13 protein-coding genes are annotated in these 21,908 nt (G+C 60.3%); 2 read left to right on the top strand and 11 right to left on the bottom strand.

Annotated elements, in window-relative coordinates; all coding sequences use genetic code 11:
* Positions 1-82 precede the first annotated feature (82 nt).
* From BM235_RS00930 to BM235_RS00960, 7 genes are all read right to left on the bottom strand, one after another.
* Positions 83-6,703, bottom strand: a complete 6,621-nt coding sequence (locus BM235_RS00930; protein WP_090108660.1) for a DUF4962 domain-containing protein — start codon at positions 6,701-6,703, stop codon at positions 83-85.
* 122 nt (positions 6,704-6,825) lie between these two features.
* The gene (locus BM235_RS00935) at positions 6,826-8,097 is read right to left on the bottom strand and encodes a Gfo/Idh/MocA family protein (protein ID WP_090108661.1); all 1,272 of its coding nucleotides are present in this window, start codon (positions 8,095-8,097) and stop codon (positions 6,826-6,828) included.
* A 27-nt stretch (positions 8,098-8,124) separates the two neighbouring features.
* Positions 8,125-8,997 carry a carbohydrate ABC transporter permease gene (locus tag BM235_RS00940; RefSeq protein ID WP_090108662.1) on the bottom strand — a complete coding sequence of 291 codons (873 nt, stop codon included), beginning with the start codon at positions 8,995-8,997 and terminating at the stop codon, positions 8,125-8,127.
* Positions 8,991-9,899, bottom strand: a complete 909-nt coding sequence (locus BM235_RS00945) for an ABC transporter permease (RefSeq protein WP_090108663.1) — start codon at positions 9,897-9,899, stop codon at positions 8,991-8,993. The genes BM235_RS00940 and BM235_RS00945 overlap by 7 nt, the downstream gene beginning before the upstream one ends.
* A 77-nt stretch (positions 9,900-9,976) precedes the next feature.
* Positions 9,977-11,536: an extracellular solute-binding protein gene (locus tag BM235_RS00950; RefSeq protein WP_090108664.1), complete on the bottom strand. Its 1,560-nt coding sequence runs from the start codon at positions 11,534-11,536 to the stop codon at positions 9,977-9,979.
* Positions 11,537-11,833: 297 nt separating this feature from the next.
* Positions 11,834-14,047, bottom strand: coding sequence for a helix-turn-helix domain-containing protein (locus BM235_RS00955; protein ID WP_158543644.1), 2,214 nt, complete (start codon positions 14,045-14,047; stop codon positions 11,834-11,836).
* Positions 14,048-14,447: 400 nt separating this feature from the next.
* Complete coding sequence (locus tag BM235_RS00960) at positions 14,448-14,741, bottom strand: hypothetical protein (protein ID WP_177244184.1); 294 nt, start codon at positions 14,739-14,741, stop codon at positions 14,448-14,450.
* A gap of 397 nt (positions 14,742-15,138) precedes the next feature.
* Here BM235_RS00960 and BM235_RS32885 point away from each other — a divergent pair, with 397 nt between their 5' ends.
* Complete coding sequence (locus tag BM235_RS32885) at positions 15,139-15,411, top strand: helix-turn-helix domain-containing protein (protein ID WP_090109529.1); 273 nt, start codon at positions 15,139-15,141, stop codon at positions 15,409-15,411.
* Positions 15,412-15,425: 14 nt separating this feature from the next.
* On the opposite strand, the gene BM235_RS00970 is transcribed toward BM235_RS32885, so the two are convergent.
* Positions 15,426-16,322: a TetR/AcrR family transcriptional regulator gene (locus BM235_RS00970; protein WP_090108667.1), complete on the bottom strand. Its 897-nt coding sequence runs from the start codon at positions 16,320-16,322 to the stop codon at positions 15,426-15,428.
* Between the two features lie 169 nt (positions 16,323-16,491).
* On the opposite strand from BM235_RS00970, the gene BM235_RS00975 reads away from it, so the two are divergent.
* Positions 16,492-17,979, top strand: coding sequence for an MDR family MFS transporter (locus tag BM235_RS00975; RefSeq protein ID WP_090108668.1), 1,488 nt, complete (start codon positions 16,492-16,494; stop codon positions 17,977-17,979).
* Between the two features lie 726 nt (positions 17,980-18,705).
* On the opposite strand, the gene BM235_RS00980 is transcribed toward BM235_RS00975, so the two are convergent.
* The 3 genes from BM235_RS00980 to BM235_RS00990 are packed head-to-tail and all read right to left on the bottom strand — an operon-like array spanning position 18,706 to position 21,900.
* Positions 18,706-19,479, bottom strand: coding sequence for an ABC transporter permease (locus BM235_RS00980; protein ID WP_090108669.1), 774 nt, complete (start codon positions 19,477-19,479; stop codon positions 18,706-18,708).
* Positions 19,472-20,392: an ABC transporter ATP-binding protein gene (locus tag BM235_RS00985; RefSeq protein WP_090108670.1), complete on the bottom strand. Its 921-nt coding sequence runs from the start codon at positions 20,390-20,392 to the stop codon at positions 19,472-19,474. Before BM235_RS00985 ends, BM235_RS00980 begins: the two co-directional genes overlap by 8 nt.
* Positions 20,389-21,900: an alpha/beta hydrolase family protein gene (locus BM235_RS00990; RefSeq protein ID WP_090108671.1), complete on the bottom strand. Its 1,512-nt coding sequence runs from the start codon at positions 21,898-21,900 to the stop codon at positions 20,389-20,391. The genes BM235_RS00985 and BM235_RS00990 overlap by 4 nt, the downstream gene beginning before the upstream one ends.
* Positions 21,901-21,908: the final 8 nt, after the last annotated feature.

The following is a 21,908-nucleotide window of genomic DNA, read 5'->3' on the forward strand; positions in this document are numbered from 1 at the left end:
CCCCTGCTCGAAAATGCGCGAAGGCGCATACGCCGTCCGCTAAATCGCGGACAGCGTATGCGTCATCTTCGTCATTGCCGTTTTATTTGTTGTGCGGTACCGTGACGGTCTTCGTCACCGCCGTCCGGTTGCCGGCTTTGTCGGTGACCGTATATGTGACGCTGTATACGCGTCCGTCGCCGCTGCCGGCCCTCGATGCGCGAAGCCGAAAGGCGGTGTCGGCCGTACCCGTGCGGGCTTCGATGTCGCCCTGTCCGAGCTGCTCGTCGCTCGTGACCGAGGTGAGGACGACCGACGCGACGCCCGAACCGCTATCGGACGGCGTCAGCTTCGCGCGGACGTCGACCATCTTGTTGTTCGGCGGCCATACGGACGCCGGGTCCAGCTCGACGCCGAGCTCGGGAGCCTTCAGGTCGATATGCAGCAGGACGGTCTGGAAATCCTCGCTATTGCCCGCCGCGTCCACGCTCCGATAGTCGACCTTGTAGACGCCGTCGCCGAAGGCCGGAATGGCACCGCCATAGACGGTCCAGTCCCCGTCGTTAATACGGTACTCCGTCCGCTCGACGCCGGAGTCGTCGTCCGTGGCGTCGAGGTTCAGCGTGACCGGTTCGTTGAACCACTCCGTTTCTCCGCCGTACGTCGTCGCTGTCGCCGACAGCTTCGCTTTGCTGACCGGCGCCGTCGCGTCGGTCGCCACGTAAGAGAGCGCGTCGTTCGTGTTGTACAGGACGAACTTGTCGAACGTGTACTTGCCCGTGAACCGCTGCGCGGTAAACCGGAACAGGTCGAAGCCTTTGGCGACGTTGTTCGGATCCATGAACGGAATGTTCGTCACACGGTAAACGCCCGTCGAAGCGTCCAGCGAGCCGCCCGCGGCGATCGATCCGCCGTAGGTTTTGAGCGAATCGGCCTGCACGGTCAGCGCGTAGGTCTTGGCCGTGAAGTTGAAGTCGAAGCGGAGCGATACCCACTCGTCGGCCGGCTGCTTGTATACGTTGTAGTCCGTCAGGCGGACGAACGTCGGCGTTCCGTTTACCAGCTTCTGATAGCCGAGCCCGCCGTCGGAAAATCCGACGAACTCGCCGAAGATCTTGCCGTTGCCGGCCAGGTCGATCAGGTAGTGGCCCACGTCGCTGTCGATCTTGGAAAACTTCGTGCGCGTCTCCAGCGTGACCAATCCGCCGATGCTGCCCGTCGTGCGCTGCATGATCGGCGACGAAGCGTAGGCGTCCGTAGACGGATCGTAATTGTCGACCGCCTGCAGTCCTTTGCCGCCGAGATCGCTCAGCGCCACGGCTTGCACCGAAGTGCCGCCCGTCTTGGTGTAGGTCCAGCCGGCGCCGTCCGACGCTTCGCCGGTCGGCCAGGCGTCGAACGAGTCGTATACCATCTTGCCTGTTGCCGGCAGCGTCATGGTCAGCGTCGGTCCGTCGGCGGACTCGCCGCCTGCCGCGTTTTTCGCCTGTACGCGGAACGTATAGGTCGCGCCCGGCGTCAGATCCGCCACGTCAAGCGTCGTGCTCGTCGCGGTACCCGCCGGCGCGGCGGCCGACGAGCCTTCCGACTTGTAAACCGTATAGGATGCGACCTGCTGACCGGCACCGGCCGTCGCGGGATCCCACGTCAGACGAACCGCGTTCGTGAACGTCAGGTCCGCGCGAAGCGCAGCGGTCGCGTCCCAGGTCGGCGCGCCCGCCAGCGTCATGGACAGGCTGCGCGATTCAGGCGACGTCTTGTCGCTCTGATCGACGGCCCGGATCGCGAACGTATACGCGGCGCCGAGCGTCAGTCCCGTGAGCGTCGCGGTATTCGCGCTCGCCGGCACCGTCGTCTTGAGCGTGCCGTTCTGGTAGATCGCGTAGCTCTTCACCGCCGGATCGCTCGAAGCGTCCCAGGCAAGCGTCGCCGACGTGTTCGTCTGGGACGCCAGCCGCAGCTTCGGCGCCGGGAGACTCTGCGAGATCGCCGCCGTCGGATAGACGGCCAGGTAGTCGAACGTATACTTGCCCGTGTAGCGCTGCGCCGAGAAGCGGAACATCTCGAAGCCCTTGAGCGTCGCGCTCGTGTCGAGGAACGGAATGCCGACGACGCGGTACGTTCCGGTCGCGCGGTCGAGCTGGCCGCCCGCGACGAGCGTGCCTCCGTAATTTTTCAATCCGTCTTCCTGAACGGTCAGGTCGTAAGTCTTGGCGTCGAAGTCGATGTCGTAGCGGATCGTCATCCATTGATCCTTCGGCTGCTGGTAGCCCTCCGTCAGACGGATATTCGTGTTGACGCCGTTCACGAGCTTCTGGAAGCCGATGCCGCCGTCCGAGAACCCGACGAAGCCGGCGAAAACTTTGCCGTTGCCGCTCAGGTCGATCAGATAATTGCCGACGTCATGGTCCACCTTGGAGAACATCGTCCGCGTCTCGACGGTCAGCTTGCCGCCGGTATTGGCGATGACCCTCCGGATGACCGGCGACGAAGCGTATTGGTCCGAAGACGGGAAGTAGTTGTCGAGCGCGACCAAGCCGTTGCCGCCGTCCGGCAGGCTGGCGACCGATACGGACGTGCCGCCTGTCTTCGTGTAGGACCAGCCGCTGGCATCCGCGACTTCGCCCGTCGTCCAATTGTCGAACGTATCGTACACCGGAAGCGTGACGGACGACGGCAGCGTCGCGGTCACGTCGGGACCGTCGGTCGTGGCGTTGTTCTGATTGTCTTTCGCCTCGACCTTGAACGTAAACGTGCCGCCCGCTTGCAGTCTCATCACGTCGAAGGTCGTGCTCTTCGTCGTGCCGACCGGGAGTAGCGTCGTGCCGTTCACGCGATAGATTTGGTATTCGCTGACCTTCCCTGCGTTATCTACGGCCGGCTCCCAGGACAGCCTGACCATCTGGCTCGACAGGAATCGGGTATGCACGGCCGCGTCCGCGCCCCATACCGGCGGCGTCGTATCCACCGTCTGGATGACGACCGGCGCCGAGCCCGGCGCTCTGTAAGAACGGTTGCCGCTCGTATCGACGGCCGTCACGCGGAAAGCGTACGACACGCCGGAGGACAGACCCGTGATCGTGGCCGTGTTCGTGCCGAACGGCACGGTCAGCTTTTTGACGCCGTCCATCTCGATCTCGTATTCCTTAACGGCTACGTTATCCGTGGACGGATCCCAGCCGATCGTGATCTGGCCGTCCGCCTGAGTCACTTCGTGTAGATTGGCCGGCGCGGAAGGACGAATCTCGTCGCTGCCGACTTTGATGAGACCGATCCAGTCCAGGTTCATCCCGCCGAGCGAATGGTACATCGTCAGGTCGACGACGCCGGCGGACAGATGAACGCCCGTCTTGACCCGAAGTCCGCGCCACTGTTCAGGCGTCGAGCCGAAGCTCTCGGTCTTCGGAATCTTGAAATACTTGATGTCGTCGCCGAGCTTCACGTACCGGATCGAATTCGTATCCGCGGTCGTTACGTCCCAGCCCGCTACATACTTCACGACCAGGTCGTAATTGCCTTCCTCCGGCACGTTCAGCTTCCACTTGAGCGACACGCCGAACTGATCCCAGTTGCTCACGCCCTTGCCGTTCGAGAGGAACGAGCGCGTGTCGTAAATGGTCGGCTGCTTGGTGCCGTTCCATTGCGTGAACGATTCGGCTTCCTGCCATTCGATGCCGAGCGTCTGCCGCGCCTGCTCCGGATCCTGGTACTGTTCCGTCTGCAGCGGCGCGCCCGACCCGAGATTTTTCAGCTTCAGCACGCCCGTGGCGCCCTTCAGCAGGATCGAAGCGTTCGCGTCGATGAGGCCGCTCGCGATCTTGCCGTACTTCTGGAACGAAAAGCCTGCCGGCGCTTCGAGCACTTCATAGAAGCCCTGCGCGTTGGATAGCTGCCCCCAAGCGACGCTGTCGCCGTTCACGTCGCGGTACGCCTGCAGCGTGACCGAACCGGCGACGCCGTCGATCTCGGTTTGCAGCGTGACCGGCGCGAGCGCGCCCGGCATCGGAGCGGCGTTCAGCTTGAACGCGCGCTGTCCCTTTTCCACGTGCATCGTCAGCTTGTCGCCCGCGAACGTCCATTGGACCCCGCGGTTGTTCATGCCGTCGGCGACGGTGCCGCCGGAAGGAATGGCGTTGCCGGTGTCGGCGTCGCGCACCGCAGTCAGTCCCGTCGCGGCCAGCGTGACCTGAACGTCCGCTTGCGCGGACACGGACAATTGGTCGCCGCCGTAAGAGACCGTCGCCGGCGAATCGCTATCGATGATCGCGACGCCGTTCTTGACGAGCTTGGTGCCGACGACGAGCAGCGCCGTATCTCCCTTGACCGCGGCGGCCGCGCCGTCGAACTGCACGCCGTCCGCGCCGGTGTCGATCAGGCCGCTGTCGGTTTTGCGGACGTAGACCGTCGTGCCGTCTTCGAACGCGAGCTTTACATAGTTCGCGTACTCGGTCGGCGTGACGTTCGCGGGCGCTTCGCCGCGCTTGTACGGCGCCAGCGTCGCGATCATCTTGGCTTGGTTCTCGCGAGGGGTGACGAAGGCCGCGTGAATCTGCGACTTGCCCGCGAAGTTCCCCGTCGGCGGATAGGCGACGCCGTCAAGGCCGAGGTACTGCGTCTCATAGGTCATACGGTAGCTCTGGGCCTCCGCGCCGTAGAACTGGACCTTCAGGTTGGCGTCGCCCTTGGCGATCGTCGCGCCCTTGCCGGTCTGGTCGAGGACCAGATTGTCGTCGGCATGCAGGTTCCATTCGAACTCGGAGCCGCCGTCCTTGGTCGTCGCCAGGTCGTCGACCACGACGTAGACGGACGGACGCACGTAGATAATATGGCGTACCGCCTTGGACAATCCGCCTTGGTATGCCGCGGTCGCGTCGCCGCTCGTCGCGTCGAAGTCCGGGCTCGTCACGAAGCCTAGCACTTTGCCGTCCGCATTGATATTGTCGTTGGCCTGACCCTTGCGGCCGTCGAACGTAATCGCGTTGGCGGAGAAGGTCTGCCTCGTGAAATTGGAATGATGCTTGCTTCCGTAGAAATCGTAGTAACCGGCCTTGACGGCCAGAGACTCGCCGAATGCGTTAACCACAAAGGAATTCTGGTCCGACATCGTATGGTTGTACGTGCCGTACGGGCTCGACCGGAAGTACAGCGACGTGCGGTCGGTCTCGTACAGCTCCGAATGCATGGCGACGGCGCCCGTATCCGGGAACCAGATCCCCTTCGGCAGGTCGACAGGCGGCTGGCTGCCTACGTCGTCGGCCCGGTAGAAATAGTCCGTCAGGCCGGTCGACTTGGCGCCGATCGCCTCGGCTTCCCACTTCAGCCGGGAATCGTCGTAAATATCGGCCATCCGCGTCAGCAGGCTGACGCTAGGCGCGCCCGGCGTGTATTGCGAGTCGTCCCCGAACACGCCGATCGGGCTGCCGTGCGGGAACATGTACAGCGGGTACAAACCCTCGTTGCGCGAGAAGGCTTTGTCGTACACATTGATCGCGCCCGAGCTCAGCAGGACGTCCATAAGCTCTTTGTTCGAGCCGGACGACCATTGCCAGTACCCGGTACCTTGCGACCAGGAGCCGTCCTCGCCGCCCCACGGCGGCAGCACGTTAATGAACAGCGGCACGGACAGCCGGTACCATTCGGCGGCTTCCGGCATGTCGTTCAGCATCGCGGTCGCGATCAGCCCGATGTAGCCGACGATCGTCCATCCGTGAGAGTCATAGGGGAACTTATAGAACCCTTGATTGCTCAGGTAGTTCTGGACCAGCGTGTTCGTACGCGCCTTGACCATGTCGCGAACCGTACTCTTGTCGCTCTCCGACAGCAAATCGTAGAGCCAGTCGTACGCGATCGCCGAACGATAGGCGATGGAGCGGTGCACCTGGTCGTGGATCCGGTAGCTCGTCGCGCCGTTCGGATTCCAGGACGCGAGATTTAGCAGCAGCGTCTTGGCACGGTTGCCGTACGTGGCGTTGCCCGTCACCAGGTAGAGGAACGCTGCGTTCTGCATATCGTTCAGGGCGTCTTCCGCAGTCTTCTTGAGCGCCTGTTGAGCGGCGACGTAAGCGTCGCTGTTCGTCGGCACCTCGTTGTTCATGTAGGGGAAGGTCGGGTCGGCCGGCAGCGGTTTGTTCGCGCTGGCGTTGTAAGCGGCGACCGTCTGATCGAACACCGTCTTGGAATTGCCCGACAGCCGCAGGTTGCGGAAGGCGGTTAGCTCGGCCGGCGTCGTCCATACGCGCGGATGCGCCGTGGAAACTTTGCCCATGAGCGTGTCGACCGCAGGCACGGCGAACGGCACGTTGTCCGCGTCGATCCGGAACTTGCGCGCCGTGCTCCAGTCGGACCAGGCGCCGCTCGTCTGGTGGTAGCGGACGCGCCAGTACCAGGTGCCGGCATCGAAGGTCACGGGGAAGTTGTAGTAGTTGAACTGGATCGCGTCGTTCTCGTGCGCGACCGTCGCGAAGGACGAATCGCGGCTGACCTGGAGATCGTACTTGTCCGCGCCGGTCACGAACGGCCAGCTGAAATCGGGCGGGTTCTGCGTGGTGACGAGGGAATCCGTCGGCCTAAACGGCATGTTCGTGCCGCCCAGCACGTTCGCGGGCCAACCGGAGTCGGCAGCCGCGGCCTGCGGCGTCGAACTTGCGGGCCACAGATTCAACAAGCCAAGCAGCATCGTCAAAGCCAATACAATTGCGGTTTGCTTTTTCAACTTCCCGTACATCGTCACTACACTTCATCCCTTTCGATCTCGATTTTTTCGATCCCGCTTTCGATTCCAATTCCTGTAAGCGTTTACGTTATTGCACTGCCGAAAGGACGGCTCTTCGCAAAGAGCCGCCGCCGTTATTGAACGCTAACGGATGCTATCAAATCCCGAATCGGTATCGCCTTGCGCGAAAGCCTTGACTGCTCGGCCGCGAACGCCATCATATGGCTCTGCACCGAGACGTCGGCCGAAGATAGGCTGGCTCCGTCTCCCTCCCCTCGCACGAGCCGCGTGAAGTCGCGCATGATGCCTAGGTCCCCGCCGCCGTGATTCAGCCCGGTGGACGCCAGATCGATCGTCTCCACGCGTCCCGTTTTAAAGTCGGAAATCTCTATGGTGTTTTTAGCCATGTGTGCGCGCAGTTGTCCCCGGGTCCCCATAATCTTGAGCGTGCGGCCCCCGTCCGTGGTGAAGGCGGTCATCGTAAAAGTCGCCGTGATGCCGTTCGCGAACTCCATCGCGACCACTTGGTGGTCGACGACGTCGTTGTCGCAGCGGTAGACGCATCTGCCGTAGGGGCCGGTGCGCAGCGCCTCGAGCACCCCTTCCGTGCTCGTATCGTGGCTGATCGCGCCGCGAAGAATCCGCTCCGAGACTTTATCCTCATTGTTCAGGTAGATATCGGGCGCGTAGTACGGGCATACGTCGCTGACCGGGCAGCCGTCCAGACAGCGGTACGGCGCGCCCGGCGGCGCGTTTTCTTCGGTAAAATGCCGCAGGCCGCCGAAGGACGACAGCGTGTCGCAGTCCGCGCCGGCCAGCCAGACCAGAATGTCGAGATCGTGGCAGCTTTTGGCGAGGATCATCGGATTGGACTCGTCGGCTCTGCGCCAGTTGCCTCTGACGAAGCTGTGCGCCTGATGCCAGTAGCCGACGTTTTCGATCAGGTCGATCGTAACCGGATCGCCGATCCGCCCTTCGTCCAGCAACCGTTTGACGGTCGAAAAGAAAGGCGTGTAGCGGAGGACGTGGCAGATGGCGAACACCCGGTCCGTGCGCTCGGCGTACTGGCCTAGCCGAGCGCACTCGCCCGGATCGTTCGACATCGGCTTTTCGAGCAATACGTGGTAGCCGAGCTCGAGCGCCTTGACGGCGGGTTCGTAGTGCATCCGGTCTTGCGTGCAGATGAGGACCGCGTCCGCGACGGGAGGCCCGGCGAGCAGCGCCTCCCAGCTGTCGAACCGCATGGACGGATCGATGCCGTGCTGGTCGGCGAACGCCTCGCGCCGGATCGGGTCGGGCTCCGCCACCGCGGTAATCCGCAGCTCGCCGGGCTCATCAAGCGCGTACTGCGCGTACTCTCTGCCTCTTCCTCCGGCGCCGATGACGGCTGCCGTTACGGTTTTCATGATGTCGGGCTCCTTTAGACGCCAGGATCAGCCTTTGACGGAGCCGATGAGGGCGCCTTGCTCAAAGTGCTTCTGAATGAACGGATAAATGATCAGGACAGGCAAACAGCCGAGCAGGATAATGGCGTACTTCAGCGATTCGAGGATGACCTTGTGCCCGGACGCCGTCGTTGCCTCAAGCACGTCGCCCGCCTGGCCGACGACGACCAGATTGCGGATGACGAGCTGCAGCGGATACAGATTCGGATCGCGAATCAGCAGCAGCGCTCCCTGGAAGTTGTTCCAGATCTCGACGGTGTAGAACATGCCGATCGTCAGCAGCACCGGCTTGGACAGCGGCATCACGATGCGCGTGAGCACCGTGAAGTCCGACAAGCCGTCGATGCGTCCCGACTCCTCGACCTCGACGGGCATCCCTGAGAAAAACGTGCGCATGACGATGAGGTTGTACGTATTGATCGCATTGGGCAGCACGACCGCCCAGATCGTATCCATGAGTCCGTAGGCTCGCATCACAAGATAGAACGGGATCATGCCCCCGAAAAACATGATCGTGAATACGATGTACAGCATGATCGGCTTGTAGAAGACGAGGCCCCGGCGGGAAAGCGCATAGGCGGCCATGATCGTCAAGGCCATCGAAATGAAGACGCCCAGGATGACATAGCCGATCGAATTGCGGTAGCCGATCCACAGCCGATTGTCTTCGAATACGGCTCTTAGGGCGTCGAACTGTAGGCCCTTGGGGTAAAAGCTGATCTCGTTGCGTACGACATATTCCGGCGAGCTGATCGCGACGGAAGCCATGTGCAAGAACGGGAACAGCATGGCGATCGCGACGAACAGCAGCAACAAAAAGTTGACGACGTCGAATGCGCCGACTCTTCCTTTTCTCACCATAGACTGGTCTCCCCCACTTTGCGGCTTGCGACATTCGTTAAGTAGATGAGCGCCATGGTAACGAGACCCAAGGACAAATTAATCGCCGTCGCATAGCTCATGCCGCCGCCGAGAATGCCGATCCGGTAGACGTAGGTCGAGATGATGTCCGCGGTGTCCATATTGCCGGCATTTCCAAGCAGGAACGCCTTGTCGAAAGGAATATTGAGAATGCCTCCGATACTTAGGATGAACATGATGACAATCGCCGGGATAATGCCGGGGATCGTCACGTGGAGCGTCTGCTTCCAACGGTTGGCGCCGTCCATCCGGGCCGCTTCGTACAGCTGGGGATCGATGGCCGCCAGCGCGGCGAGGAAGATGATCGTGCCGTAGCCGGTCATCTGCCAGATGTCCGACGCGATATAGATCGTCCGGAACCATTCGGGCCGCTGCAGGAAGTTGATCGGCTCGAAGCCGAGGGACTGGATGGCTTTGTTGATCCACCCGGTGCTCGGGGACAGCAGCATGATCATGATGCTGGACAAGACGACGCTGGAGAGGAAAAACGGCAAATAACTGACGGACTGCACGAAACGCCTGAACTTTTTCAAGCGCATCTCGTAGAACAAAATCGCCAGCGCGATCGGCGCAGGGAAGGCGAAGATAAACTTATATAAACCCAATAAGAGCGTGTTGCGGACAATGAGCCAGGCGTCGGGGTTGCTGAAAAACATCCGGTAATGCTTGAGCCCGACCCATGGGCTGTGCCAGACGCCCTTGAACAGGTTGTAGTCCATGAAGGAGACCACGATCCCGAACATCGGGACGTAGTGGAACAAGAGATAATAAAGCAGCGCGGGGAACAGCAGCAGCAAATAAATCTTGTCGCGCTTGATGCGGTGAAAAACGGATTGCTTCATGGCGTTGCTCCTTTCCGGAAAAGCACGAAGCCGTGCACTGCTTGTCAACGCACGGCTCCGCTGCTTGCTTTCGTTACTTACTTCGTATTCGCGAGCTGACGATCGAGCGCCGTCTGGTACGTCGTGCGGACTTTCTCGAGGTCATGCTTGCCGAGCTCCTTGATAAAGGCGTCCCACTCGCTCATCGGCCGGTCGCCGTTGATGAACTTCGTGACTTCGCCCGTCCAGAACTTCCACAGCTGGTCGTTCGCCGTCGAGAGCGTCGCCGCTTCGTCGGATGTCAGGTTCGGACGGCTGTAGGCGACGGGGAACCGGTACTTCGGCGCCTCGACGTAAGCGTATTGCTCTTCCGGCTTGACCAGCGAGAGCCAGGCGTTGAAGTCGAACCAGCCGTAAGTTGCGGCGGTCTGGATACCGGAGATCACGCGCAGGTCGTTCGCTTCTTTGTAGTTGTCGTTGAACTTGCGCTTGCCGTCGACGGTCGTGTACGTCTCGCCTTCCTTGCCCCAGCTCTGGATGTCCTTGCCCTTCTCGGAGAAGATGTAGTCCAGGTAGCGGTAGGCCGCGTCCTTGTTCTTGGACGTAGAGGCGACTGCCAGGCCGTAGCCCTCTTGGCCGCCCTTCGGCAGGTAAGGCTTGTCGCCGGAACCGATCGGAGGCGCCATGAACTGCAGGTGGCCGTCGGTCAGCTGGCTGTTCATGATTTCGATCTGGCCGATGAATTGGACGGTGACGAACGCCTTGTTGGTCGACATAAACTGCGTCCAGGCCTTGTAGTCCATCGTCAGCCAGTCCGGCGGAATGAGCTTTTCCTTCACGAACTTGTTCAGCCACTCGACCATCGTCTTGGCGTTCGGGTCTTCGAGACCGAACTTCATCTTGGTCGGATCGGCCGGATCCTGATAGAACTCCGGATAGATATCGAAGGAAGGACCGAACGTATCGAGCGTGCTCAGGCCGTGGCGGAACAGGAACGGATAGCTGTCGGGATAGATCTCCTTGAGCTTCTTGGCCACCGTGTACAGTTCATCCCACGTCTTCGGAACCTCGAGATTGTTCTTCTTAAAGATGTCGTCGCGGTAAAACCAGACCATCTGGCTGCCTTCGCCCGCGCCGTCGTTAATGATGCTGAAGATCTCGCCGTTCGGCGACACCACGCGGGACATGACGTCCGGATGGCTGTCGAGGAACGCCTTGACGTTGGGCATCTGGTCCATATGCTTGGACAGGTCCTCGAAGGCGCCTTGGGAACCGAACTTCTGAACGTCGTTCGGGAATACGGACAGCACGTCGGGCATGTCGCCCGAAGAGACTGCCAGCGCCAGCGATTCCGGGCCGGTCGCGAGCACTTGCTCGACGTCGATGTTGGTCTCTTCCTTGACCCACTTCCATACGCCCCAGTCCGGCTTTGGCGGCCATGCCGTGTTGTTTTCCGTAAAGATACGAATCTTGGCCGGCTCCGGCAGCGCAGTCGACGCGCTCGCCGATGCGCTCTGCGTGGCGCTTGCGGTCTGGCCCGCGTCTGCCGAGCCCGAGGAGCTCGCGGCCGGCTCATTATTATTATTGTTGCTGCTGCAACCGCTCACGGTCAGCGCGACCGCCGCCGCGGCCGCCCATGTCCATTTCAACGATTTCATTCCGACACCCCGTCCTTTTCGAATGTAGTCTTATGGCTGCCTTGCGATTAGGTTGCCTTGCGCGTTATGCTCGCCATTCCGTTCGGCTTCGGCATCGCCCCGGCCGTCCTTCGGCTTGCTCTCATCGTAGGCGGTCCGGGCCCGCCCGGTAAATAATCGGTTGTCTTTAAAAATTGTACTTTTTTCGAGGCGCATTAAAAAAGTATTAACTTTCCGTAAAACAGGCAAAAAACAAGCGCTAAACAAGCAAAAACGGCGGCAGGACGGGCCTCTCCCCGTTCCCTGCCGCCGCCGGCTTCATTCCTCCGGAGCGCCTTGCATGCTCTTCCGGTAATCGCTGGGCCGAAGACCCGTGTACTTCTTGAACATCCGGTTGAACGAGGCGATGTTGCGATAGCCGACGGCCTCCGCCACTTCCTGGATCTTGGCGCGGCCGTTTACGAGCATGGCCGCCGCCTGCGCGATGCGCGTCTCGTTCACGTACTCGACGAAGTTTTTGCCGGTCTTCTCCTTGAAGTAGGTCGACAGGTAGCCGCTGCTGAGGTTCAGCTTTTCCGCGAGCGCGTCCAGATAAATTTCCTCCGACAGATGCTCGTTGACGTAATTCATGACGAACGTGGTCACCGTATCCTTGCGGTCCTTCTTGCCCTCGATCTCCTCCGCCGTCCGCCTGACCCATTCGAGCAGCAGTCGCTCGAGCGCCTCGATCGTGACGCAGCCCTCGATGCGCTGCTCCGCGTTTTCCAGGATGGCGTCCGCGGCGGGCGTGCCAAGCTGGTCGGCGGCGACGCTGCGGATTCGTTCCGTCACGGACTCGGCAAAGCCGAGCCAGGCGGCCGCCGTCAGCTCCCGGTCGCGCTGCTTCGCGAAGAAGCGCTCCATCAGCCGCTCCAGCACTTCGCCATGGCCTTCTCTCAGATTCGCCCTGAACTCGGCCTCCTCTTCCTGGGAGAAGGCGATTCCCGTCTCCCGGCTTGAAGAAGACGTCACGATCTGCGTCTCGTCTACGAGACCGCGATCGTCGATCCGCTCCCGCACTTCCTTGTAGGCGGCGCTGATCTGATCGGACCGATCGTAGATCGAAGTGACCGCGATCGTGATCGTGCCGCTGTCCCTGTCCTGGTCGAACACCGACTTCATCTCCCGCAGCAGCTCCTGCAGCGTCTCCAGCCGGTCGATGAACACCAGGCTCAGAATCTGGTTGTATTCCACCTGGTTCGTCAGCGCGTCCGGGAATACCCGGTTGAGCTTGTCCTCGATGAATACCTTCATATAATACAGCCAGCTGCTGAAGGTTCCGTCGTCCCAGCTCGCGCCCTTTTTCTCGACGACCTGGAACATGACGAATACGAAAGGCTTGCCCGTGAACTCCAGCTTCGCGGCGTCCCTGCCGCTCCCGCCCCGGATGTCCTTCAGCAGATGAATGAACGCCCATTGCCGCATCAGCTTGTTCTTGTCCTGAAGTTGGTTGCTGATCAGGTCGAACTCCTTGATGCTCGATCGGTACGGCGCCGCTTCGTTCGTCCCCCTGATCGAAGCGACCAGCTGCTTGAACGGATTGTTGATGCGAGCGGCCATCAGGAGCGAGATGACGATGCTGAACAACACGACCGCGACGACCAGCACGACGAGCGTCAGGTTCAGGCGAGTCTGCGAGGCCATCTGCGCGACGGGCAGCCGGTGCATGTAGGTCATGCCGCTCGCGCCCGTTCTGTAAAAATGATACCGGTTGTCCAGCACGAACGACTCTCCGCTCCGCGCTTTAAGCGCATCGAGCGCAGGGAAGCCGCTCGTCTGCGACCTTTCGAACAACGTCTCTCCCGCCGTGCCGTAAATGATGAAGTCGTCGTTGAGCGATTGGTGGAACGCCTCGTACATCTTGCTCGCGTCGAGGAACACCGCCATATAGAAGTCCTTGTTGTCCGAACGCTTGAAGATCATCGGGATGTAGTCGCCGACGACCTCCTTTCTGCCGGTGAAGAGATGCGAGTTAAAGCGGTCCGCCGGAAAAATATGATTCGTGTACGGTTCCTCGAACTGCTTGTCCCAGAACGACTTGGGATATTTCTCGCCCGCCATGAACACGTCGAACAGATTGTCGGGCGTCGTGCTCGCCGATTTGTCGATGACGAACTGATGCGACTTGGAATAAAACACGATGTCGGCGATATACAGGTTCGCGTTGGACACCTGGGACAGAATATCCGTGATAATGGTGCCGAAGTCCGAGTATTTCGGTTCCCGCTGCAGCTTTTGCACGCGATCGCTGAACAAAAAGAGGTACATCTGCTGGCGGATGATATTAAAATGCTTTTCGTAGTTCTCCATCGTGCTGTCAAGCATGAGCGTGTTGTACTTCACGATCTCCTGCCGGACATTGCTCTTGGAAACGGAAAGCGCATACGCGGTCAAAGACACGAGGAGAATGATAATGCACAAAAAACCCGCCATGAGGCGCAAAAAGAGCGTCGTCGAGAGATTGCGGAAATAACGCAGCGGCTGGAGCTTCATGGTGATCATCCTGTCTGTTTGGCCGGTGCGCCCGGGCGTCCCTCGAAGGTCTGCCGCCGGGAGCTGCCAATAATTATGTACCATCGTAACGGATTCAGCTGCCAAGCGATGACATTTATACCATACAGGTTCAAGGCTGATGCAAACGACCTATGTCCATCATAATAGCCGAAGGCATTTCGAGACAAATCTTTTTTGCGTCTTTATACGTTTTCGTGATGAAAGCGCAAAAAAACGATAGCGGCACCGTCCGCTCTCGCCGGCGTTCGATCGTTTATTCATCATAAAAAAGGGATTGGGATGGAAGGGTTGGACATCGCCTGCATGCAGGAGTTCCCGCTTGACGAAAGAAGCGCTGAAGGGGAACTCCTCGGGGCCTTAGCGGCCGGTTGCCGGGGCGTTACGCTTTTTTTCCTGTGTATTCGGCGTTCGCCGTATCGAGCATCGTCTTCCAGTCGGCGAAGTTCGTCTCTCTGGCGACGTGCCGTTCCCACAGCTCCTCATGAATGTTTTTGATATCCTCATGGGAGTATACTTGGAAGTTGCCCTTCTCGAGAAACGCGAGGAACGAGCCGAAGTTCGTGTGCTTGCTCATGAACGCTTCGTTGAACAGCTTATCCAGCGAGACATGGTTCGGATCCTCTTGGAACGTGCGCTGGCCCTGCAAGTCTTTTAACAATTCATCCATCGACATCGGTTTTTGCTTTTTCAAACGACCACTCCTAATTTTTAACGATACTCCATTATTGCCGCATTCCGCCAAAGTTACAAGTGAGAGCGCGCGATTCTCATGCGTATCCGGGCGGAAACACAAGAAAATGAGTCTTTAAAACCGGGATCGTGGGCGCTCTTATTGTGCCGAACGGGGTACTGTAAAGGCAATAACGGTCGTGAGCGCCGCTATTGTGCCGAAAAGACCAGCTGCTAGGGCAATAACGGTCGTAAGTACCGCTATTGCGCCCAAACAGGTTCACTGCCAAGCCAATAACGGTCATATGTACCGCTATTGTGCCGAAAAGACCAACTACCAGGGCAATAACGGTCATAAGTACCGCTATTGTGCCAAAGTCTAGCGTAGGAGGTCGAAGTAGCTGAAAAACCGGCTATCTAGGCGGCGGGCAAGGGTCCGTGCATCTAACCCGCACTACTTCGGCCAGGTATTAAAGAGCCGGAGCGGACAGCTCTTCAATACTTATCTGACGCAGGTCCGCGTCGAGAAAGCCTGCGAGCTGCTAAGAAATTCGGAACTTAAAGTCTACGAAATCGGGGAAAAGGTCGGCTATATCGATCCGAAGTACTTCGCCAAGGTGTTCCAAAAGCAAATGGGCATGACGCCGAACGAATACAGGCTGAAAAAGGAGTAGCGCGTACGCGTCGTCTATTCGGCGAGCAACTGCTCGCACCAGCGGCGCATCCTGGCCGCATACGGCGCCAACTCGTGCTCGGTCCCCAGCTCGTTCAGCAGCGCCGTGACGAGGAAGCGACGCGGTTCCTCCTTCTCCCCCTCTTCCCGGAGCAGCTCCAGAATCTGCTCCAGCTCCCGCTTGCGCGCATTCGGCACGCTCAACTCGCGTATCGTGGAAGCTGCTTGCTCGAGCACCGCGCCGGCGCATCGCTCGATCGACTCCCGCAGCGATTCCGGCTGCTCGGACTCGAACTCCGTCATCGATCCGGCCGGCAGCATCGGCTCCGTCTTCCGCGCGAGCAGGCCCGCGACCAGATCGTCCATCCGGTCGGCGAAGTACGCGGCCAGCGCCGTTACCGAGAGCGGCTTGGCGGACGTCTTCATCAGATGGAGGTATTCCTTCGCCATCGCGTTCAGGATCATGACCGCGTCCCAAATATGCGGCTCGAGCGCTTCCCCGTACCGGCGCTGCAGCACGCCGCGATTAAAGTTGATCAGCCGGGCGCGTTTGCGGAAGAGCAGCGGACCGAGCTTGTCGCCGGGAATCGCGGGCTTTTCCTTCAACGAATTCGCCACGAACAATCCGTGATTAAGAAAATAGTCGAGCTGATGACTGATCTCCTCTACGAACAGCTCGCGAGGGGACAGCTCGGTCCGCTCCCGGATCCGTTCGGAATCTTCCATGATCCGCGCGAAATGCACCTCCATGATCTCGATGTACAGGTCCTCCTTGGACGGGAAAAACTTGTACAACGAGCCCTTGGCGATGCTGCAGTCGTCCGCGATATCTTGAATGGACGTCGCCTCATAGCCCTTCTCCGCGAAAAGCCGCTCGGCCGAGTCCACGATTTTGTTTTTAAGAATGCTCATAGGCCCTCCCGAAAATAATGATTGACAAAGATTACCCAAACGCGATACAAATAGGCCTGTAGCCTTTTATGACTGTGCGGTTTTTATTAAAACTGTATAGTCAGAACGTTAACGGAAAATCAGGCTTCCGTCAAGGCTCAGGCCCTTATCTGGAAAGGATTGAGTTCACATGGCAAATTCGCGTACGGCCTCGCCTGCCCAAGGAGAGCCCTTCTCGCTACTCAAACTGCTGCCGCCGCTCCTCGCCGTTATCATCGGCATGTTCATGGTTATCCTTGACACGACGGTCGTGAACAATGCGATCCCGACGCTGGTCGACGACTTCGGCACCACCCTGCATCATCTCCAGTGGGCGGTCACCGGCTACACGCTCGCCCTGTCGGCCGTCATCCCCCTCGCCGGCTGGTTGACCGACAAATTCGGTTCCAAGCGCGTCTTCGTCGCGACTATCGTGATGTTCACGCTCGGCTCCGCGCTCTGCGCGCTGGCGACGAACACGGAGCAGCTCGTCGTCTTCCGCGTCATCCAGGGCATAGGCGGCGGCATGGTCGCGCCAATCGGCATGGCGCTCGTCTTCCGCATCTCGCCGCCGGAGAGGCGAGGCGCGGTCATGGGCATGCTCGGCATCCCGATACTGCTCGCGCCCGCGCTTGGGCCGGTGCTGTCAGGCTATTTCGTCGAGTACGTCTCGTGGCACTGGATCTTCCTGATTAACCTGCCGATCGGCGTCGCCGCCGTGATCGTCGCGTGGCGCTACCTGCCCGCGTTCGAACGCGGCAAGCCGCCGGCGCTCGACATCCTCGGCATGATCCTCGGTCCGATCGCATTCGCCATGCTGGCGTTCGGCGTCAGCGAGGGCGGCACGGACTGGGGCTCCGGGCGCACGTTAACGGGCCTTATCGTCGGCGGCGTATCGCTCCTGCTCTTCATCTTCGTCGAATTGAGGCATCGTCAGCCGCTGCTGGAGCTGCGCGTATTCAAGAGTTTCGCCTTCACGCAAGGCATTATCTTGTCTTGGATCCTCTATGCAGCGCTGTTCGGCTCCATCATCCTGTTCCCGCTCATGCTGCAGCAGGCCAAGGGCTATACGCCGCTGGAGACCGGACTCATCCTGCTCCCGCAGGCGCTTGGATCCATGCTCGGCATGCCGATCGGCGGCCGCCTGTTCGACCGGTTCGGCGCGCGTCCGATCGTCATCACGGGTACGGTGTTCATCTCCGCGGCACTGCTCATCATGTCGCAGATCACGCTTGATCGTCCGCTGTACGTCATCATGCTCAACCTGTTCCTGCTCGGCTGCGGCATGGGGCTGTCGATGATGACGATGAACACTTACATCCTCAATACCGCGCCGAAAGAGCTGGTCGGCCGCGTCACGCCGCTCACCAACTCGGCCCAGCAGGTCATCGTCTCCTTCGCGGTCGCCGGTCTGACGGGTTACCTGTCCACACACAGCGACAAAGTCCTCGCGGCCTACAAAGGTCCGAATCCGCTGGAGGCCCTCGTCGGAGCGTTCGGCGACACCTTCTTGCTCACCTCTGGCTTCGCGATCGCCGGCTTCGTACTCAGCCTGTTCATCCGTCGCGTCAAGCCGGCCGCGCAGAAGAGCGACTCCGGCGAGGTCCGGGCGGAGGAGAGCGTGTTGGCGGGGCACTAAAACGAGAAGAAGAGGATTGAATAATACGAGTTAAACCTGATGGTGCTATGCTGCGCCAGTGCCGCTTGTCGCGGTGCTGGTCGCGGGATAGCGCCTTTTTCAGTTATAGCGAAGGTTTACGCGCGGTTTTTCAGGTTTGCGGGGCTGCCAGGCGGCGATTTGAGGTGAAGTTGCACGGTTTTGCCGGGTAACGGCGAGTCTGAGCGGTGGTTTGAGGCGGAGTTGCACGGTTTTGCCGGGTTACGGCATGTGTGAGCAGGGGATGTGGCGGAGTTGCATGGTTTTGCCGGGTAACGGCACGTCTGAGAGCTGGTTTGAGGCGGATTTGCACGGTTTTGCCGGGTAACGGCTAGTCCGTGCCAAGTGGACGCGTCTTCGCGCACAGCCGATGCCGTTCGGGTCGGCCATCCACCCGGAATAGCACATTTTTCGTGCGGTTGCTGGTGTTTAGCGCAGTTTCGTGCACGGCTGGCGCCGTCCGCGACCGCGCACGGTGCGGAATCGCACATTTTTTGTGCGGTTCCGGGTGGTTAGCGCGCATCGTCCGCAGCCGATGCCGTTCGGGTCGGCCTCCAGTGCGGAATCGCACATTTTTTGTTCGATTCCAGATGGTTGGCGCGGCTTCGTGCACGGCTGGCGCCGTCCGCGACCGCGTCACGGTGCGGAATCGCACACTTTTTGTGCTATTCACATTAGACGCCTCCAGCGATCCACAGCAGCCCCCCCTCAGGAGCCGCTGTGGATCTCCGCCTTTTCGTAATACACGATACAGAATACGAGCGATATCGCGAATAGCGCCGTCAATATAATCCCTCCGGGCACCGCGTACGCCGCCGCATCGATTCGCTGAAGTCCCTGACCCAGCTCCCGGACCGGCCAGTAAGGCATGAGCCACGGGAACAAAAAGCCTCTTGCCCCGTGCCCCATTTCCCCGATCAGGGTGACGAGCGCGGCTAGCGCGCCGAGCACCGTCGAGGGAATGACGCTTTTGCCGACCATGCTCAGCGCCGCCGCCAGCGGCACGGTGCCGAAGGAGAGCACGCAGGCAAGCAGGTTCATGCGAATCCCCGCGCCTAAGGCCGCGGTGTCGACCGGCTGCGTGAACGACGAGACGAGCGCGGTTGCGAGCGTCGAGACGCTGGAGAGCGCCGAGGTGACGAAGATCAGCAATAGCGCGGTCGTCAGCTTGGCCAGCAGGATGTTCACCCGCGGGATCGGGTAGGCGAACAGCTGGTTGATCGTGCGCTCCTGGTATTCGCGCGAGACGATATAGCCGATCATGAGCGCGAACATGAACGGCGCCAGGATCGTCATTGTCATGCCCTGCCGGTAGAACATATCCTGCAGGTCGATACCCGCCCGCACGCCGTCCGGCGTCACTCGCGGCAGAAATCCCGACCAAGTGACCAGATTGGCCGGCAGCGCGCCCGCAAGCACGAGCAGGTACATTTTCGTATGCTTGAGCTTCATCAGTTCGGCAGCGATGAGTCGGTTAAACATGCTTCGCGCCCCCCGTCAGCTTCAGAAAGTAATCCTCGAGGCTGTCTCCCGACACCGACAATTCCCGTACGCCGACGCCGCCGGCCGCCAGCGCGGCGCTGACGCGCTCTGGCTCCTCGACGTATTCGTACAGGCGCAGACCGCCCGATCCCGACACGACATAATCGGTCGTTCCAAGCTTCTGCTCCAGAATAAAGGCGGCCTTCCGCTCGTCCGTCACCTTGATCTCGAGGCAATGCCGGGTCTTCCTGCGCAGCGCTTCGCTCTCGATCTCCTCGAGCAGACGCCCTCCGTGGATGATGCCGATCTTGCTGGCCAACTGTTCGACTTCGCCGAGCAAATGGCTGGATATCAGGAACGTAATGCCCCGCTTTCGGGCGAGCTCCAGAAAAAGCTGCCGCATCTCCTTGATGCCGCCGGGATCCAGTCCGTTCGTCGGCTCGTCCAGCAGGAGGAGCTCGGGCCGGTGCAGCAAGGCGCGGGCGATGCCGAGCCGCTGCTTCATGCCGAGCGAATAGCTTCTGACCTTCTGGTATTTGGCGCCCGTCAGGCCGACGATCGCCAGCGCCTCGTCGATGCTCTCTTTGTTGCCCATGCCCATCATGCGCCTGTGAATCTCCAGATTTTCCGCCGCGTTCAGGTTCAGATAAAATCCCGGGTACTCGATGATGGCGCCGATGCGCGACATCGCCATGCTTCGATTCCCTTGCAGCGCGGTCCCGAACAATTCGATATTCCCTTCCGAAGGATGGATCAGTCCCGTCAGCATCCGCAGCGTCGTCGTCTTTCCCGCTCCGTTTTGCCCCAGGAATCCGTAGATATCGCCGGCGCGGATCGTCATGTTGACGTTGTCGACGACGGTTTTGCCGCCGTAGCGTTTGGTCAGCCCTTCCGTGCGCAGGATGCAGGTCATAGGTTCGCCTCCCTGTGAAGCTTCGGATATCGGTGCAGGACGGATTCCATGGAAGCGTCCGGCTCATGTTTAAGTTGTTGGTCTAAAAAAGTCAGCGTCGCAGCCCGGACGATGGCGAGACATTGTTCGGAGGAAGTGCTCCCGTTAATCCCGATGAAGCGGCGAAACCCGGTACCGATGTACAACCCGATATCCGACATCTTCATATGAGCGCTGCCTTCGATCGAATACAGGTTGCCTGCAGCCTTCAAGGTATCGGCCAGACCCGCGATCGCCAATCGCTGCCGTTCGTAAATTTCTTCATAGGCTTGCTGGCTGCCATAGGCCGTCGCGACGGCCTGCCGTTCATCGTCGGGCATGTCCGCCCACTTCTTCATCAAAGGCTCCCGCGCGGCGATCGCCTGCACGTGAAACTCGTCGTTCGCCAGCATAAGCAGCGGCGCGGTCCGCTTGGAGGCGTCCGGCGCGATATTAACCGCGCCGTCCAGATTGACGGCGGCCTTGATTCTGGGGTCGCTCACGGCCAGATTGTACGCTGCCGCACCGCCGAGCGAATGGCCGACGACGCCGATCGCCTGCAGATTGAGCTTGCCGGCTAAAAGATCGCCCGACTTACCCGCGTTCATCCCGGCGAGCTCGCCGATGACGAAGCTGTCGTCGTCCGCCATGATTTGCGTGATCGCCGCGAGCGGGTCGCCTTCGTCGAACGAAGCCGTCGCGTCCCGGTCCGTCACGACGCGGGCCTGCAGCTCGGCGGCCGATGCCACGTAGGTGTGATCGACGGCCACGACGATATACCCATGACTGGCCAGATCCTCGCACTGCGCGACGTGCGCTTCCATCGTCGTGCCGCCGCCGTGCGAGAACAAGACGACGGGATAGCTCGCCTGCCGATCAGACACGGGCACGCCCTCCTGCGAATGCGTCTTAACGAGCGGCAGCTGCTTGAACAGGAATGCCGGCATGCGATACCCCGCGGCGAATGCTTCGACGAGTCCCGGCGAATCGTGAAAATAAGCGGCGTACGGCTTGTCGGCGTCCCGGGTCGCCGGATAATAGATTTTTATCGCCAATTGCCGCTTGGCCGAAGCGTCCTTCAAAAAGGGCTCGACGCGCCGTTCGTCGGTCAGGTAGGCGTATCGTACGCCGACGTCGTAATCGCCTGTCGGCGCCGGAAGCTTGAATACGGGGAGCGCGTGCGCGAAGAGCGCCGTAAAGGCAAGACATAGAAAAGACAAGCTGACGACCGCGCCTTTGACGATCCTCGCGAACAGGTTAACCGGCATACGGATCTTCGTACTCGCAGCCGCGTAGATCGCGAACAGCGCGACGAACGCGTAAGAAAGCGTCATTTGGCCGCGGAATCCTTCTACGGCGCCGTGAACGGCAAGCGCGGCGACGTTCGCGCCGGCAAGTCCGAGCCTAACCGCGTTGGACCGCTTAGGGCCGAGCACGGACAGCAAGGCGAGCAGATTGGCGACGAGCAGTACGATTTCAAATGGTCTCATTGGGCTTC

This window comes from Cohnella sp. OV330 (assembly GCF_900112065.1).
Classification (GTDB): domain Bacteria; phylum Bacillota; class Bacilli; order Paenibacillales; family Paenibacillaceae; genus Cohnella.

Coding starts and splice junctions, on each gene's coding strand:
- BM235_RS00985 (WP_090108670.1), bottom strand. CDS start 20,392: ATGACCTGCATCCTGCGCACGGAAGGGCTGACCAAACGCTACGGCGGC.
- BM235_RS00960 (WP_177244184.1), bottom strand. CDS start 14,741: ATGTCGATGGATGAATTGTTAAAAGACTTGCAGGGCCAGCGCACGTTC.
- BM235_RS00955 (WP_158543644.1), bottom strand. CDS start 14,047: ATGAAGCTCCAGCCGCTGCGTTATTTCCGCAATCTCTCGACGACGCTC.
- BM235_RS00935 (WP_090108661.1), bottom strand. CDS start 8,097: ATGAAAACCGTAACGGCAGCCGTCATCGGCGCCGGAGGAAGAGGCAGA.
- BM235_RS00980 (WP_090108669.1), bottom strand. CDS start 19,479: ATGTTTAACCGACTCATCGCTGCCGAACTGATGAAGCTCAAGCATACG.
- BM235_RS00945 (WP_090108663.1), bottom strand. CDS start 9,899: ATGAAGCAATCCGTTTTTCACCGCATCAAGCGCGACAAGATTTATTTG.
- BM235_RS00990 (WP_090108671.1), bottom strand. CDS start 21,900: ATGAGACCATTTGAAATCGTACTGCTCGTCGCCAATCTGCTCGCCTTG.
- BM235_RS00940 (WP_090108662.1), bottom strand. CDS start 8,997: ATGGTGAGAAAAGGAAGAGTCGGCGCATTCGACGTCGTCAACTTTTTG.
- BM235_RS00970 (WP_090108667.1), bottom strand. CDS start 16,322: ATGAGCATTCTTAAAAACAAAATCGTGGACTCGGCCGAGCGGCTTTTC.
- BM235_RS00930 (WP_090108660.1), bottom strand. CDS start 6,703: ATGTACGGGAAGTTGAAAAAGCAAACCGCAATTGTATTGGCTTTGACG.
- BM235_RS00950 (WP_090108664.1), bottom strand. CDS start 11,536: ATGAAATCGTTGAAATGGACATGGGCGGCCGCGGCGGCGGTCGCGCTG.
- BM235_RS00975 (WP_090108668.1), top strand. CDS start 16,492: ATGGCAAATTCGCGTACGGCCTCGCCTGCCCAAGGAGAGCCCTTCTCG.